The organism is Yinghuangia seranimata (assembly GCF_029953285.1).
GTDB classification, from domain to species: domain Bacteria; phylum Actinomycetota; class Actinomycetes; order Streptomycetales; family Streptomycetaceae; genus Yinghuangia; species Yinghuangia seranimata.
In genome coordinates this window covers 16,362-30,608 of the sequence record NZ_JASAOI010000029.1, presented here as the reverse complement: position 1 = coordinate 30,608, position 14,247 = coordinate 16,362, and the positions used below count along the sequence as shown (strand labels likewise).

Sequence of the window (14,247 nt, the reverse complement as noted above, 5' to 3'; positions counted from 1 at the left end):
CTGGCATCCCCCGGCACCGCCCGTGACCGTGAAAGCACTTCGCCTAACGCGGGACGTACGTCAGGTGCACCGGTAGTCCAGTGGAGCATCAGGGCAATGGGTGCACGCAAAGGCGAGCAGGCCGCCCTTCAGCATCAGCTCGTGTCCGGTCTCGCGCTCGTGGTCGTAGTCCTGTCGGGCCCATCGTGTTCCCGTGGCGCCGCCTTCACCGTCGTCGATCGTGAGCAGATACGTCATGCGGCGTCCGCACGAGCAGGCGGGCCAGCGGGGGTCGATCGGTGCCCAGTTGGGATGGCCGCCGGTCTTGGTGCCCGGAACGGTGGACAGCGAGTACTGATAGTTCCCCTCATCGTCTGAACGGTCCACGGTGGGTTCCCAGGCGTAGATGCGCTCCTGGAGTTCCTGCGGCAGGTCGGCGATGTACGGGTACTCGGTGACGGGCTCGGGGCTGACGACGCACGGGTGGCAGGGGAACCACTCATCGGACACCACTTCGGGCGTCGGCGGAGACACGAGAACGTCGGTGACATCGGCACTGGCACGCCAGCGTGCGAGCGGCCGTGGACAGCCCGCGAGGGGATGTCCTTCCGGCGAGCAGGTCTCGTTGGGGCACCACAGCAGTTGCAGGAGGTCACAGCCGTCGGGGAAGAACATCGTCGGTGCGTCCCGCGCGAAGACCTGCAGCAATGGTTGGTAGGCATTGGGTTCGTCGTGCTCGTACGGGGAGTCGGTGCACCACGGCCAGGGGTCGTCCGCGGGCCACAACAGCGGCCCGCTTACCGATGAGTCGCGCAATTCCGGTTTGCCGCGCCGCGGGTGCAAACGCATCGACGTGGCAGCGAGCGGGGCAAGCTCCGGAAAGAGCTGCGCGATATCGAACATCGGTGGCGGGCTGGCGAAGCTCACGGTGGGAATCCTCCTGACGGACGTCAGGCGAGCCTAGGACCCCTGCCCGACACCGCCCGCGGCAGCGTCGAGCAGCCTCCAGGCACCGCAGGCCGAATATCACGTGGCCGTGACGCCCCTGTGCCGTCTACGATCTCGGCGCGGGGGCGGCTCCGCGGTGTGCATCCTTCTCCTTCTTCGAAAAGATCGCGCACCCACTCTCCGCCCCCGCCTGACGTTCTTCAGGGGGGCTGTGCGTGTCCACACCGCTGCGTCGTGGTGTCCGTTCCGGCAGTGTCACGACGGCTCATGCTGCGGACGATGTCGACGGGATTCTGCTGCGGCGGCTCGGCACGGTGTACCCCGGTGGCGGTACGCCCGACGATGCGCGAGGGAACGCGGCGGGGGTCGTCGCGCTGGAGGCCGACTTGGGGGCGCGTGGGCATGCTCTGACCCGGGAACTCCGCGATGCGCTCGTCGCATTGGCGCCGGTCGACCTGGCCGGGCACGGCATGCGTACGCTCGGACGCGTCGACGCGCTGCTCGGTGCGGACCGCACGCATCAGCCGCTCTTCTCCGGCTTTCCGCACAGCGTCCCGCCGTACGCGCACGCCGCTTACTCGGCGCAGATGCGGGAGTTCCTGCTCAGCCAACCCCACCAGCCGTGCCTCATCTGCTGCGCCACCGGCGACGTCGGGGCGCTGGCCTCGTGCGGGCACATTGTTTGCTCCCCGTGCCTTGCCCGAGAGGCGCAGCTGACGGCATGCCCGGTGTGCGGGGCAGAGATGCCCAACGTCGCCTACCCGTACCTGTCGCCCGCGCGCGACGTCCACGGTCCGCGCGCCGAAGGGGTGTTGCGGTTGCTGCGGCTCGGTGTCGACCGTGACGCCGACGCGTATGGACAGCTCCTCGAACTGCTCGGTCGCCGAACGCCGTTGAATCCGCGCGATCGGGGCGATTTGGGCGCACTGACCCGGCATATTGCGGTCGTCGGGGTGCCCGCCGGTGTTGTGGACCTAGCGGACGAACCCGCTGCCGAGAGCGCCGGCGAGCGGGCGGCTGATGCGCGCGTCACCGATCCCGCGGTGTGGCTGCCTGCCGACGTCCCGATCCGGGCCAGCAAAGCCGCCGTCCTGGCTCTGTTGCTCGACGTCCCGTCCACGGCGGCGTCCGCCCGCGCGCTGCTCGCCGGCCGCCTCGACACGGCGACGGATGTCCTGCGCCTGCTGTGGGCGTATTCCGGTGCCGACCCCGACCTGGTCACCGCGCCCAGCCGGCTGCGTGCGCTGCCGCGCCCGCTGCGGCGCGAACTGGTCGGTGTCATAGATGGGTTGCCGTTCGAGTATGTCGCCGAGGACCTGCCGCGGCATCGCCAGGCCTGGCTGCGTGCGGCCGAAGTGCTGCACCCGTTCGAGTACGCCCGCAAGCATCCGCGGGCAGCGGTCGCGTTCGCGGCGTTGCGCGGCACCCGCCTGGCCGACGACGCGTTCGGTCGATCGCTGCGCGCGGCCGCTGCCGCACTGCCGGTCGACGTCGTGGAAGTCGACGAAAGCCGCGGGGGACTGCCCGCGGTGCGGCTGGTCGCGCGTACGTTCGCGTCGCGTGTCGAGCAGGCTCTGTACGCCGGCGACGTGGACGCCGCGGTCGAGGAACTTGCGAAGCGCCCGGGTGAGTTCGTGCGGCGTCTGCATCAACTGCTGCGTGTGCACCAGACCGTCGGCGGCGCCGGGGTGCCCGAGACGGTTGCCGCCGCGCTCGCGCGGACCCTCCCGCGTGCCGCGCCCGGGCCGCTGCTCGGGGCGCTCGGTCGGCTGCGGGTGTCCCGCGAACTGGGCGAGCGCCGCGTCTGGTTCCCGCGCGGCGAGGCGTCCCGGGCCGTCGGGTTCGACGACTGGGAACCGCCCGTTCCGGCTGCGGCGAGCGCGCCGGTCGTCGCACGTATTGAGGCCGAGTTGCTGCGCCGCGCCACCCGGCGGCCGAGCGTCGACGTCGCGGTCCTCGACCGTGGACTTGAGGACCTGGTTGCGCCGTTCGCGGTACGCACGGCTGCCAAAGCGCTCGTCGAGGTGCCGCGCGGCAGTGTGCAGGCGATGCCGGCCAGCGGGCGCGTCCGCTTGTTCCTGCATTGGATGGAACCTCCGGGTGTGCGCGTCGACCTCGACCTGTCCGTCGCGCTGTTCGGCGAGGACTGGTCGTTCCACGGCATGTGCGACTACACACGCCTCGTGTACGGCGATGGCGCGGCCGTGCACTCCGGCGACCTCACCTCGGCTCCCGCGCCGCGTGGCGCCAGCGAGTTCGTCGACCTGGACCTGCCCGCGCTGGCGCGGCTCGGTGCACGGCACGCCGTGGTCGTCGTGTTCAGCTACAACAACATCGCCTTCGAGGAACTGCTCGACGCGTTCGCCGGGTTCATCGACCTGGACACCTTCGCCGGGGAGACCCGCGTCGAGGCCTTCGACCCGCGCGGCGTGACGCAGCGCTTCGACCTGGCCGGGCCGGCGCGGATCAGCGTGCCGATGGTGGTCGACCTGGCCACCCGGAACGCGCGCTGGACCGACCTCAATCTCGACTCGGTCGACGGCGCGCACAGCGTCGCCCGGCACCATGAGGCGCTTGCCGCGTTGGTGCGCGACGTGCACAGCCACTTCAAGCCCGGCGCCCGAGCCACCTTGTGGGACCTGGCGCGGCTGTCCGCGGCCGCGCGCGCCGACGAGGTGCACGTACGCGAACTCGTTGACAGCGGAGTGGATTTGCGTACCTACCGGCGGCGTCCCGACGAGCTCCGAGAGGCCTTCGCGGCCCGGCTTGCGGGCCCGCACGCCGACCGGGTCCGGCTCGTCCCTGTCGATCAGTCAGGTGCGGTGCTCGCCGAGGAGGTGCGCGGGCGCGACGCGCTGTTGGCGCTCGTGCACGGCGACGTCCCGGTCGAACCGGACACGCCGCGCGGTGCCCTGTACCGGCTCTACCCCGGGGTCTCCGACACGGCCCCGGACCGGGTCACCCGCTTGGCGGCCGCCGACCTGATCGCGGACTTCGGGCCGGATGAGGGGTGACGCTGCGGCGGGCCGAGGCGCGGGCAGGTTGACGGTCAACGCCGCCGCGTGGACGGGCTGCGGGTCGCGCATCTGATCGAACAGCACGTCCAGGGCGGCGTTTTCGATCCACCCCGGTTCCGTAGCCGCCACCCGTTCCCGCTAGGCGCTCCTGGGGGGACGACGCCGAACTATCGGCGGCCCCCGATACGTTCCGGCAGCGTTCCCGTCGGCTTCGGCACCACCGCGGACGCGAGTTCGCGCCACTCCTGCATGGGGAGTGCGGCCGGGTCGGTGGTGAGGACCTGGATGCACACGTGGTCGGCGCCCGCGTCGAGGTGTTCGCGGACTCGGTGGCGGATGGCGTCGACGTCCCCGTACGCGACGATCGCGTCGACGAGCCTGCGGCTGGGGCCGCCGGCGGTGTCCGCGTCGTCGAAGCCGAGTCGGCGGACGTTCGCCAGCTGGTGCGGCGCCGCGGCGATGTACCCCGCGACGTGGGCGGTGGCCACTTCGCGGGCGCGGGCCGCGTCGGTGTCGAGGACGACGGCCTGTTCGACGCCGAGGAACGCGTCCGGGCCCAGGATGCGGCGGGCGCGCTCGGTGTGTTCGACGGGGACGAAGTACGGGTGCGCGCCGTCCGCGCGCTGACCGGCGAGTTCGAGCATTTTCGGGCCGAGGGCGGCGAGGAGTCGGCGCGGCGCCGGCTCGGGCCGGGGGCCGTGTTGGGGGACGGCGTCCATAGCGTCGAGGTAGGCCCGCATCGTGGTGACGGCCCGCCCGCGTGCGGGCATCGGGTAGCCGTCGAGGTGGTGGACGGTGTCGTCGACGCGGTGGCCGCCGAGTCCGAGCAGGTAGCGGCCGGGGAACGCGTCGCCGAGCGTGCGGGTCGCGGTGGCGGTGGCGATCGGGTCGCGGAAGGCGATGTTGGCGATGCCGGACGCGACGGTGAGGCGGCGGGTCGCGCCGAGCAGCAGCCAGGCCTGGCCGAAGGTGTCGCGGCCGAACGCCTCACCGTGCCAGACGGCGCCGTAGCCGAGGTCCTCGATCTCGGCGGCGGCGTCGCGCACCAGGCCGGCCGGCTGTGCGTCGAAGGCGAAGGTCCAGACGCCTACCTGGCCCGGTCCGGTGGCTGTCGTGTTGTCGTCGCGCATGGGGGCTCCAAGCAGTCATCCGGAGAGGTTCTCCGGTTCAGTGACGCTACGATACGGAGAACATCTCCGCTTGGCTAGTGGATACGCGAGGGGGCAGGACGATGGCCACCACGACAGGGCCCGCCGGTGCGCCGGGGGCCAAGCGCGCCGACGCGCGGCTCAACCGTGAACGCGTGCTCGCCGCGGCGCGCGAGGTCTTCGCCGAGAGCGGGCCCGACGCGTCCCTCAACGAGATCGCCCGGCGCGCGGGCGTCGGGCCCGGCACGCTGTACCGGCACTTCCCGAACCGGCAGGCGCTGCTGGCCGCCGTCATCCAGGAACGCGTCGACGCGCTGTGCGCCCACGCCGGCCGACTGGCCGAGCCCGGCCCCGAGGGGCCCACCGCCGACGCGGCGCTCGCCGAATGGCTCGCGGCCTTCCTCGCCCACGCCCGGCTCAACCACGGCATCGGCGCGGCCGCGATGGCCGCGCACGACGAGGAGTTCGGCGCCGACTGCCACGGGCGCATCTTCGCCGCGGCCGCGTCCGTCCTCGAGCGCGCGCAACGCGAGGGCACCGCGCGGAGCGACGTGACGGTCGACGACCTGGTGCAACTGGTGGTCGGCCTCGCCCTGTCCGCGAACCAGTACGGAGACGAGGCCCAGCCCGCACGGCTGTTGGCGCTGGTGCTGGACGGGGTCCATGGGGTGGCCGGCCAGGCACGTCGGCTGGGGAGCGCGGCGTCTGGCTGAATGCGGGGGAGGGGGCCTGGCTGGTGGGGTCCGGGTGCGCGGGCGCCCGTTCGGAGACGCCGACGAGCGCCGCGTCGACGCCCGCTACCCGCACGCGCCCACGACGGTCACCGTCGGCCGCGGCCGTGGGAGACGGCGGTCCGAGACGTTGCGGGCACGCTGGTCGCGTGCCGGCGTCACCGCGCGGCCGGGTAGACCGGTGCCCGCCGTGGATGCGGGCGTCCTCGCGGAGGCGCACCGGGAGCAGGAGGCCCGCACTCGCGCGTACGAGCGGCTCGATGCCGGCGCCGAGTACGCGGCGATCACGCAGGGTGCCCCGGTGTGAGGTCTTGGACCTGGGAGAACATCAGCAGCCCGGGAACGGTGTTGTCCGTGGCGACGTCCGGGGCGGACTCGGCGGGAGCGAGCACGAACCCGGCATGGTCACCCAGGTTGTCCACGCGGTGCAGGACACGTCCGATGAAGCGCTGAGGGCAGTCCGACAGCAGGGGAACGCCGGCTTCGCCGGGCTCCCACCGGCACTGGGCGAACTTGTCGGTGGTGTCGCCGGTGCGTTCTCCGAACAACCGTGCGAGGCCGTGCTGAGTGACGCCGAGGGCGTGGACGGCGAGTACCGGCGAGGCCCGGGCGACGCGGTAGGTGTGGTTTGCCGTGGAGAGGCAGACGAGAAACCGCGCGGGCTCCAAGCTGCACTGCGTCGCGAAGCCCACCAGGCACCCGGCACGCTCGCCGGTCGCGGTGTCCACCGCCGTGACCACGAACACCGGGTAGTCCAGAGCGTCGGTGAACTCGTCGAATGCCATGTGCGGATCCCTTGCGGTGCGGCGCGCCCGACCAGTTCGCGGTGACGCTGGACCTGGATGGGCGGCACCGGAAGCCGGCAGAAGCCTCCCCGGCGCCGCCAAGCGCGACCTGGTTCGTTGTCGGAATACCCCCGTCGGCGGCGGGTAGCCGCGCTGTGTCGCAGGATCATGCCCCTGTCGCCCCGCCGACCCGGTGCCGGCCCGCGGCTCCGGACTGACGTGCGGGCATGCCTGGGGAGGGCCAAGGTGGGACGAGGGGCCCGATGAGGAAGGAGTTGACGCATGAGCGACGAGAGCGCGGCGGACAAGCTGAAGGGGCGAGCCAAGGAGGCGGCCGGGAAGGTCACCGGTGACAAGCGCCTGGAAGGCGAAGGCGAGGCCGACCAGGCCAAGGGCAAGGCCAAGGAAGCCGTCGAGAAGGCGAAGGGCGCAGTGGACTCCCTCACCGGCGACGACGATCGTGACCACTGACCACTGACCACTGACCACTGACCACTGACCACTGACCACTGACCACTGACCGCGCCCGGTGACCGCCCCGATCCGAACCCGAGTCCGAACCGCAGCCGGGGTCGCCTCCTGCGGGCGTCCCGGCGAGGAGGTCCCGTCATGACCGAGTCCAAGCGACCTGCCGAACAGCAGCCGGCGCCTCCCGGGGTCACCGAGGTGATGCGGCGGCGCGCGTTCCCGGCCAACCAGCGCCCGCAGGACAGCGACGACGCCGCGCGGCTGCTCCGCATCTACCTGAGCGACCATTTCGCCGGTGCCACCAGCGGGGTGAGCCTCGCGCGGCGGATCGCGCGCAACCACAAGGGGGGCGCGTACGGCCTCGGGCTGGCCGAGTTCGCGAAGGAGGTCGCCGAGGACCGCGAGACGCTGCGCCGGGTCATGGACGACCTGGGATGCTCGCCTGTGCCGGCGAAGTTCGCCCTGGCGTGGGCGATGACCCAGGCCGGCGGGCTCAAGCCGAACGGCCGACTGCTCGGCCGCTCGCCGCTGAGCGCCGTCATCGAGTTGGAGACGATGCGCATGGGCGTCGAGGGCAAGGCGTCGATGTGGCGCGGTCTACGTGCCCTCGCGGACGACGATCACCGGTTGTCCGCAGAGGAGTTGGGTGAGCTCGTCGAGCGTGCCGAAGCGCAGTCGAAGCGCCTTGAGGAGATCCGGGTCGGGATCATGGGCGCCACGTTCGGTCCAGGAGGCGGCGACGGTCAGGAGGCGCGCGTCACCGAGTGGAAGGCCGAAACCTCGGACGACCGCCGTCCTGCCGACAGCGGGCAATGATCCACGGGTGGCGGGTCAGGTCAGTTTCCACGTGCCGACGGGCTTGTCGTAGTCGCCGTCGAACCGGACCGTGTTCGCCTTTGCGGCCAGGGGGAGTTCGTAGACGAGGAAGCCGAGGCGGCTTTCGCCCGGGGGAATCTTGACGTCGGAGGGGAAGCAGGCGCCGGCGGCGATATGGGCCAGCACTGACAGGTGCCACTCGCCGTGGTCGTCAACGATGTGCGTGCTGTAGATCTGGTCCGATTTGAGCTCTTCCAGCCCGGTGTTGGTGATCTTCCATTGGATGGCGACGAACCGGTAGCCGCTCTTCGGGTAGGTGTTCGGGTTCGCGGGATTCTCGGGAAGGGCCGGGTCCACGACCCGCACGAGGGTCGCGTCGAACGTGATGCCCGAGTGGGCATGAGGACGACGCTCAGGACGGCGGCGGTTGCGGCGTAGGTGAACGCGCGGGCGCGCATGGATCCCCCCGATCGGCTGGCGTGGTCATGATGCCAAGCCGGGTGTGCCGGGACGATGCCGCCCCCTTCGTGAGGCGGTCGCTGCCGAACGGCAGTGGTGCGCTGATGTGCCAGGTGCCGGTCGCTGGCGGAACAGTCGGGTGGTCGGGGCGGCCATAGCTTCCATGCATGCCGACCAGCGGGGACGCGGCGGCTGGACATTCCTGACTGTTCCGAGAGGACCTCCTCATGTTCGACATCGCCAACGTGCGCCCTGCGCCGAGCGCGGATCTGCTGACGCCCGACAACGCGGTCATGCTGTTCGTCGACCACCAGCCGCAGATGTTCTTCGGCACCGGGAGCGGCGACCGTGCCGCGATCGTCAACAGCACGGTCGGACTCGCCAAGGCCGCACGGGCGTTCGGGGTGCCCACCGTGCTGACCACGGTGGCCGCCGAGTCGTTCTCCGGTCCGCTGCTGCCGCAGCTCGCGGAGGTCTTCCCCGGGCACGAGGCCATCGACCGGACGACGATGAACGCCTGGGAGGACGAGGCGCTCGTGGCCGCGGTCAAGGCGACCGGGCGCAAGAAGATCATCCTGTCCGGGCTGTGGACCGAGGTCTGCGTGGTCCTGCCCGCGCTGTCCGCGCTGGGACAGGGGTACGAGGTGTACGTCGTCGCGGACGCCTCCGGCGGCGTCAGCCCGGCCGCGCACGAGCACGCCCTTCAGCGGATGGTCGCCGCGGGCGCCGTTCCGGTGACGTGGGTGCAGGTGCTGCTGGAGCTCCAGCGCGACTGGGCGCGCCAGGAGACGTACGGCGCGGTGCTGGAGATCGTCAAGGCGCACGCCGGCGCGTACGGCCTCGGTGTCGTCTACGCGCAGAGTGTCATCGGCGAACACGCCGCCGGCTGACCGCCGTGGACACCGGCATTCTGATCCTGCGTCTGCTCGTGGGCCTGCTCGTCGCCGGCCACGGGGTGCAGAAGGTCAGCCGGCGGCTGGGCGGCAAGGGACTCGACGGCGGTGTCGAGGAGTTCCGCTCGGACGGGTTCCGCGGCGGCGTCCTCACCGCCCTCGCGGCGGGCGGCGGCCAGATCGGGTCGGGCCTGCTGCTGGCCGCGGGGTTCCTGACCCCGCTCGCGGCGGCCGGGGCCGTCGGGGTCATGACCGTCGCCTTGACGGTGAAGTGGCGCAACGGCCTTTGGGTGCAGAACGACGGCTACGAGTACCCGCTCGTCCTGATCGGCGCCGCGGTGGCGCTGTCGGCCACCGGGCCCGGCGCGTGGTCCCTCGACGCGGCCTTCGGCCTGACGGCGTACCCGCTGTGGTGGTCGGCCGTCGTGCTCGCGGCGGGTGTCGGCTGCGGGCTGCTCACCCGGCTCGTCCTGCACCGCCCCGCGCGGCCCGGTCCGGCCATCGCGCCCACGGCGCAACGTACTTGAACAGGAGCAATCCATGACATCCGTAGCCACCACTGCTCCCTCGCACGGCGGCGGTCAGCCGCTGCTGCACCAACACGGGGAGGAGACGCAGAAGTTCGGGACTCTCAAGCAGCTCCCCATCGGTCTCGGCCATGACGCCCGCATGTACGCATGCCAGCGGCTCAACCGTGTGCTGGCCGACACACAGATCCTCTACTCGCTTTACAAGAAGCACCACTGGCTCATGCGCGGGGCGACCTTCTACTCGCTCCATCTCATGCTCGACAAGCACGCACAGGACCAACTGGCCATCGTGGACGCCCTGGCCGAGCGGATCCAGAGCCTGGGCGGCGTCGCGGTCGGAGACCCGCGCCATGTCGCCGAGCTGACGTCCATCCCCCGTCCGCCGGACGGTGTCGAGCAGGTGCCCGTCATGCTGTCGCGGCTCCTCGACGCCCACGAGCGGATCCTCATCGACGCCCGGGACGCCGCCGCCCGGATCGCGGCCGAGGGCGACGAGGGCAGCAACGACCTGCTGATCTCCGAGGTGGTCCGCACCGGCGAGGCGCAGGTGTGGTTCCTCGCCGAACACCTCGTCGACACGCCCCTGGTGCGCGCCTGACCGGTGCGGAGCTCCAACACACCCCCGACGCCACCGACTTCCACCACACACACGCACTGCAAAACACTGAACAAGGGAGCACACCCATGCCGTTCATCAAGGTCGCCGAAGGCAACTCCGCCCCGGTCGAGCTGTACTACGAGGACCACGGCGCGGGCCGGCCGGTCGTCCTGATCCACGGCTGGCCGCTGAACGGGGCCTCGTGGGAGAAGCAGACCGCGGCCCTGCTCGCCGCCGGCCACCGCGTCATCACCTACGACCGCCGCGGTTTCGGCCGCTCCGACCAGCCCGCCGACGGCTACGACTACGACACCTTCGCCGCCGACCTCGACAAGGTGCTCACCGCGCTGGACCTGCGGGACGCGGTCCTGGTCGGGTTCTCCATGGGGACCGGCGAGGTGACCCGCTACCTCGGCACGTACGGTTCCGACCGCATCGCCAAGGCCGTCATGATCGGCGTCGTGCCGCCGTTCCTGCTCAAGACCGCCGACAACCCGGGCGGCGTGGACGGGAGCGTCTTCAAGGGCATCGAAGCGGCCATCGCCGCCGACCGGTTCGCGTTCATGACCGCCTTCCTCGCCGACTTCTACAACGTCGACGTGCTGGGCGGCGAGCGGATCAGCGAGCAGGCGGTCCAGGCCAGTTGGAACGTCGCGGTCGGCGCGTCCGCCAAGGGCACCCTCGACTGCGTCGCGGCCTGGCTCACGGACTTCCGCGACGACCTGCCGCGCATCGACGTCCCGACGCTGATCATCCACGGTGACGCCGACCGCACCCTGCCGATCGAGGCCACCGCGATTCCGCTCGCCGAGCGCATCGCCGGCGCCCGGCTCGAGATCGTGCCCGGCGCCCCGCACGGCCTGCTCTGGACGCACGCCGCCGAGGTCAACACCGCGCTGCTCGCCTTCCTCGGCTGAGCGACGACCTTTCGCGTACGGGGCGCCGCCACCCCTGTGGGCGGCGCCCCGTTGCGCCCCACCCCGTACAGCCCGCACGAGAAGGAACCTCCGCCATGTCGAACCAGCCCGTACTCGAGCCCGCCGCACAGGACTTCGCCGACGCCACGGCTCAGCCGCCGTTCCTCTACCAGATCCCGCCCGCGGAAGGCCGCACGGCGGTCGACGGCGTGCAGAGCGGCGAAGGCGTCGCCCTTCCGCCCGTCGACGAGGAATGGGTCACCGTCCAGGGCGGGCCCACCGGGGCCGTCCGCGTGCGGATCGTCCGCCCGCGCGGCGTCATCGGAACCCTGCCCGTCGTCCTCTACATCCACGGCGCGGGCTGGGTCTTCGGCAACGCACACACCCACGACCGGCTGGTCCGCGAACTCGCGGTCGGCGCAAGGGCGGCCGTGGTCTTCCCCGAGTACGACCTCTCGCCCGAGGCCCGCTACCCCGTCGCCATCGAGCAGAACTACAGCGTCGCCCAGTGGATCGTCCGCGAGGGACACGGCAAGGGCCTCGACGGCACCCGCCTCGCGGTCGCAGGCGACTCGGTCGGCGGCAACATGACCGCCGCGCTGACCCTCATGGCCAAGCAACGCGGGGACGTCCGGATCGTCCGCCAGGTCCTCTTCTACCCGGTCACCGACGCCGCGTTCGACACCGACTCCTACCTCCGGTTCGCCGAAGGCTACTTCCTGCGCCGCGACGCCATGCGGTGGTTCTGGGACCAGTACACGACCGACGAGGCCGACCGCGCACGGATCACCGCCTCCCCGCTGCGTGCGTCGCTCGACGAACTCACCGGACTGCCGCCCGCCTTGGTCATCACCGCGGAGGCCGACGTGCTGCGCGACGAGGGCGAGGCGTACGCGGCCAAGCTCCGCGCCGCCGGAGTTCCCGTCACCGCCCTGCGCGTGCAGGGGGCCATCCACGACTTCGTCATGCTGAACGCGCTGCGCGGGACGCAGGCCGCGGAGCTGGCCATCGGCCTCGCGACCGACACCCTGCGCCGGGACCTGGCATGACCGAGGTCATCCGCTCGGCGAGCATGCCCGTCGCCGGCGTCCTGCCCGCCCCGCGGCCGGAACGGTCACCGGCCGACCTGATCGTCCGCAACGCGAAGGTGTTCACCGGCGATCCCGGCCGCCCCGAGGCCTGCGCCGTCGCGATACGCGGCGGCCGGGTCGCGGCGCTCGGTGGCGACCACGACCTCGCCCACCTCGTGGGCCCGGCGACCAGGATCGTCGACGCCCTCGGGCGCCGGGTCGTCCCCGGGCTGAACGACTCGCACCTGCACGTCATCCGCGGCGGCCTGAACTACGTCCTGGAGCTGCGCTGGGACGGCGTGCGCAGCCTCCGCCAGGCGCTGGCCATGCTGCGCGAACAGGCGGGCCGCACCCCGAAGGGGCAGTGGATCCGGGTCGTGGGCGGCTGGACCGCCGAGCAGTTCGCTGAACGCAGGATGCCGACGGTGGCCGAGCTGAACGCCGCCGCACCGGACACGCCGGTGTTCGTGCTGCACCTGTACCAGTCGGCGCTGATGAACCGGGCCGCCGTCCAGGCCGCCGGGTTCACCCGGGACACCCCCGATCCGCGCGGCGGCCAGATCGTACGGGGCCGGGACGGCGAACCGAACGGGGTGCTGCTGGCCGCGCCCAGCGCCCTCATCCTCTACTCCACCCTCGCCAAGGCGCCGGCCCTCGACGAGGCCGACCGGCGCACCTCCACCCGCCACTTCCTGCGCGAGCTCAACCGCTTCGGGCTGACCTCGGCGGTCGACGCCGCCGGCGGGTTCCAGAACTTCCCCGACAACTACGCCACCGTCATCGACCTGGCGCGGTCGGGGGAGCTGTCGCTGCGCATCGCCTACCACCTGTTCCCGCAGACCGCGGGGCAGGAGCTCGCCGATCTGAGGCGCTGGACGGAGACGGTCAAGCCCGAGGACGGAGACGAGTGGCTCCGGCTGAACGGCGCGGGTGAGAACCTGACCTGGGCCGCCGCGGACTTCGAGAACTTCTCCGAACCCCGGCCCGAACTCGCCGACGGGTACGAGGCCGAGTTCGAGCAGGCGGTCCGGCTGCTGATGGAGCACGACTGGGGCTTCCGGCTCCACGCGACCTACGACGAGACGATCCGCCGCGACCTGGCCGTGTTCGAGAAGCTCGCGGCGGAGGGGTTGTTCCCCGCAGGGAACCGCTGGCTGTTCGACCACGCCGAGACCGTCTCGCCCGAGAGCCTCGACCGGATCGCGGCCCTCGGCGGGGCCCTGTCCGTCCAGAACCGGATGTCCTTCCAGGGCGCCGCCTTCCTCGACCGGTACGGCGCCGCGGTCACCTCCCACACCCCGCCGGTGCGGGCCATGCTCGACCGGGGCCTGACCGTCGCCGCCGGAACCGACGCCACGCGGGTGTCCTCGTACAACCCGTGGGTCGCGCTGCACTGGCTGGTGAGCGGCCGGACCGTCGGCGGCACACCGCTCTACCGGGCGGCGAACCTGCTCAGCAGGGAGACCGCCCTCGGCCTGTACACCCGCGGCGGCGCGCAACTCACCGGTGAGCAGGACGTCAAGGGCACGCTGAGGGAAGGCTGTTACGCCGACCTCGCGATCCTGTCCGACGACTACTTCACCGTGCCCGAGGCGGCCATCCCCGACATCGAATCGGTGCTGACCGTCGTCGGCGGCCGCATCGTGTACGCGAGCGCGGAGTACGAGGGACTCGACGAAGCCCTGCCGCCGGTCAGCCCGGTGTGGAGTCCGGTGGCGCGCTTCGGCGGCTACCAGTCCGGCGGCGCCCGCCAGGCACTCGCCATGGCCGAGGCCGTCGCCGAGTCCGAGCAGCACCGCCAGTGGCGTATCGCGCGCGGGGCCGTAGCTGATGTGCCCGCGCCGTTCGTCGACCCGTGCTTCGCCCACTGAACCCACGAACAAGGAAG

Annotated in this window: 15 protein-coding genes; 11 read left to right on the top strand and 4 right to left on the bottom strand. The window is 71.7% G+C overall.

Translation table 11 applies throughout. The features are described 5' to 3' along the window. Positions 1 to 60: 60 nt before the first annotated feature. Positions 61 to 906 (bottom strand): YwqG family protein, encoded by an 846-nt coding sequence (locus QI554_RS19355; RefSeq protein ID WP_281471357.1) that lies wholly within the window; start codon positions 904 to 906, stop codon positions 61 to 63. Between the two features lie 236 nt (positions 907 to 1,142). Between QI554_RS19355 and QI554_RS19350 the strand changes: the two genes are divergently transcribed. Next, complete coding sequence (locus QI554_RS19350) at positions 1,143 to 3,941, top strand: MXAN_6230/SCO0854 family RING domain-containing protein (protein ID WP_281471356.1); 2,799 nt, start codon at positions 1,143 to 1,145, stop codon at positions 3,939 to 3,941. Between the two features lie 170 nt (positions 3,942 to 4,111). Here the strand turns inward: QI554_RS19350 and QI554_RS19345 are convergent, their stop codons facing one another. Next, on the bottom strand, positions 4,112 to 5,074 hold the full coding sequence (locus QI554_RS19345; protein WP_281471355.1) for a TIGR03620 family F420-dependent LLM class oxidoreductase: 963 nt from the start codon (positions 5,072 to 5,074) through the stop codon (positions 4,112 to 4,114). A gap of 101 nt (positions 5,075 to 5,175) precedes the next feature. Here QI554_RS19345 and QI554_RS19340 point away from each other — a divergent pair, with 101 nt between their 5' ends. Together QI554_RS19340 and QI554_RS19335 are read left to right on the top strand one after the other, a co-directional pair. After that, positions 5,176 to 5,805, top strand: a complete 630-nt coding sequence (locus tag QI554_RS19340; protein WP_281471354.1) for a TetR/AcrR family transcriptional regulator — start codon at positions 5,176 to 5,178, stop codon at positions 5,803 to 5,805. A 34-nt stretch (positions 5,806 to 5,839) separates the two neighbouring features. Continuing rightward, positions 5,840 to 6,130, top strand: a complete 291-nt coding sequence (locus QI554_RS19335; protein ID WP_281471353.1) for a hypothetical protein — start codon at positions 5,840 to 5,842, stop codon at positions 6,128 to 6,130. On the opposite strand, the gene QI554_RS19330 is transcribed toward QI554_RS19335, so the two are convergent. Next, on the bottom strand, positions 6,108 to 6,608 hold the full coding sequence (locus tag QI554_RS19330) for a flavin reductase family protein (protein WP_281471352.1): 501 nt from the start codon (positions 6,606 to 6,608) through the stop codon (positions 6,108 to 6,110). The genes QI554_RS19335 and QI554_RS19330 overlap by 23 nt on opposite strands. A 282-nt stretch (positions 6,609 to 6,890) precedes the next feature. Here QI554_RS19330 and QI554_RS19325 point away from each other — a divergent pair, with 282 nt between their 5' ends. Together QI554_RS19325 and QI554_RS19320 are read left to right on the top strand one after the other, a co-directional pair. Next, positions 6,891 to 7,079, top strand: a complete 189-nt coding sequence (locus QI554_RS19325) for a CsbD family protein (protein ID WP_281471351.1) — start codon at positions 6,891 to 6,893, stop codon at positions 7,077 to 7,079. 138 nt (positions 7,080 to 7,217) lie between these two features. Beyond that, entirely contained in the window at positions 7,218 to 7,892 is a 675-nt protein-coding gene (locus QI554_RS19320) for a hypothetical protein (RefSeq protein WP_281471350.1), read from the top strand. Positions 7,893 to 7,907: 15 nt separating this feature from the next. On the opposite strand, the gene QI554_RS19315 is transcribed toward QI554_RS19320, so the two are convergent. After that, a complete protein-coding gene (locus QI554_RS19315) occupies positions 7,908 to 8,258 on the bottom strand; it encodes a DUF4352 domain-containing protein (RefSeq protein WP_281471349.1) in 351 nt (116 codons plus the stop codon). A gap of 320 nt (positions 8,259 to 8,578) precedes the next feature. On the opposite strand from QI554_RS19315, the gene QI554_RS19310 reads away from it, so the two are divergent. The 6 genes from QI554_RS19310 to QI554_RS19285 all read left to right on the top strand — a co-directional run bounded on the left by QI554_RS19310 (position 8,579) and on the right by QI554_RS19285 (position 14,230). Continuing rightward, positions 8,579 to 9,241, top strand: a complete 663-nt coding sequence (locus tag QI554_RS19310) for a hydrolase (RefSeq protein WP_281471348.1) — start codon at positions 8,579 to 8,581, stop codon at positions 9,239 to 9,241. A gap of 5 nt (positions 9,242 to 9,246) precedes the next feature. Next, positions 9,247 to 9,771 (top strand): DoxX family protein, encoded by a 525-nt coding sequence (locus QI554_RS19305; RefSeq protein ID WP_281471347.1) that lies wholly within the window; start codon positions 9,247 to 9,249, stop codon positions 9,769 to 9,771. Positions 9,772 to 9,784: 13 nt separating this feature from the next. Next, positions 9,785 to 10,372 carry a Dps family protein gene (locus QI554_RS19300; RefSeq protein WP_281471346.1) on the top strand — a complete coding sequence of 196 codons (588 nt, stop codon included), beginning with the start codon at positions 9,785 to 9,787 and terminating at the stop codon, positions 10,370 to 10,372. A gap of 86 nt (positions 10,373 to 10,458) precedes the next feature. Continuing rightward, a complete protein-coding gene (locus QI554_RS19295) occupies positions 10,459 to 11,289 on the top strand; it encodes an alpha/beta fold hydrolase (RefSeq protein WP_281471345.1) in 831 nt (276 codons plus the stop codon). 95 nt (positions 11,290 to 11,384) lie between these two features. Continuing rightward, the gene (locus tag QI554_RS19290; protein ID WP_281471344.1) at positions 11,385 to 12,338 is read left to right on the top strand and encodes an alpha/beta hydrolase; all 954 of its coding nucleotides are present in this window, start codon (positions 11,385 to 11,387) and stop codon (positions 12,336 to 12,338) included. Continuing rightward, complete coding sequence (locus tag QI554_RS19285) at positions 12,335 to 14,230, top strand: amidohydrolase (RefSeq protein WP_281471343.1); 1,896 nt, start codon at positions 12,335 to 12,337, stop codon at positions 14,228 to 14,230. The genes QI554_RS19290 and QI554_RS19285 overlap by 4 nt, the downstream gene beginning before the upstream one ends. Positions 14,231 to 14,247 lie beyond the last annotated feature (17 nt).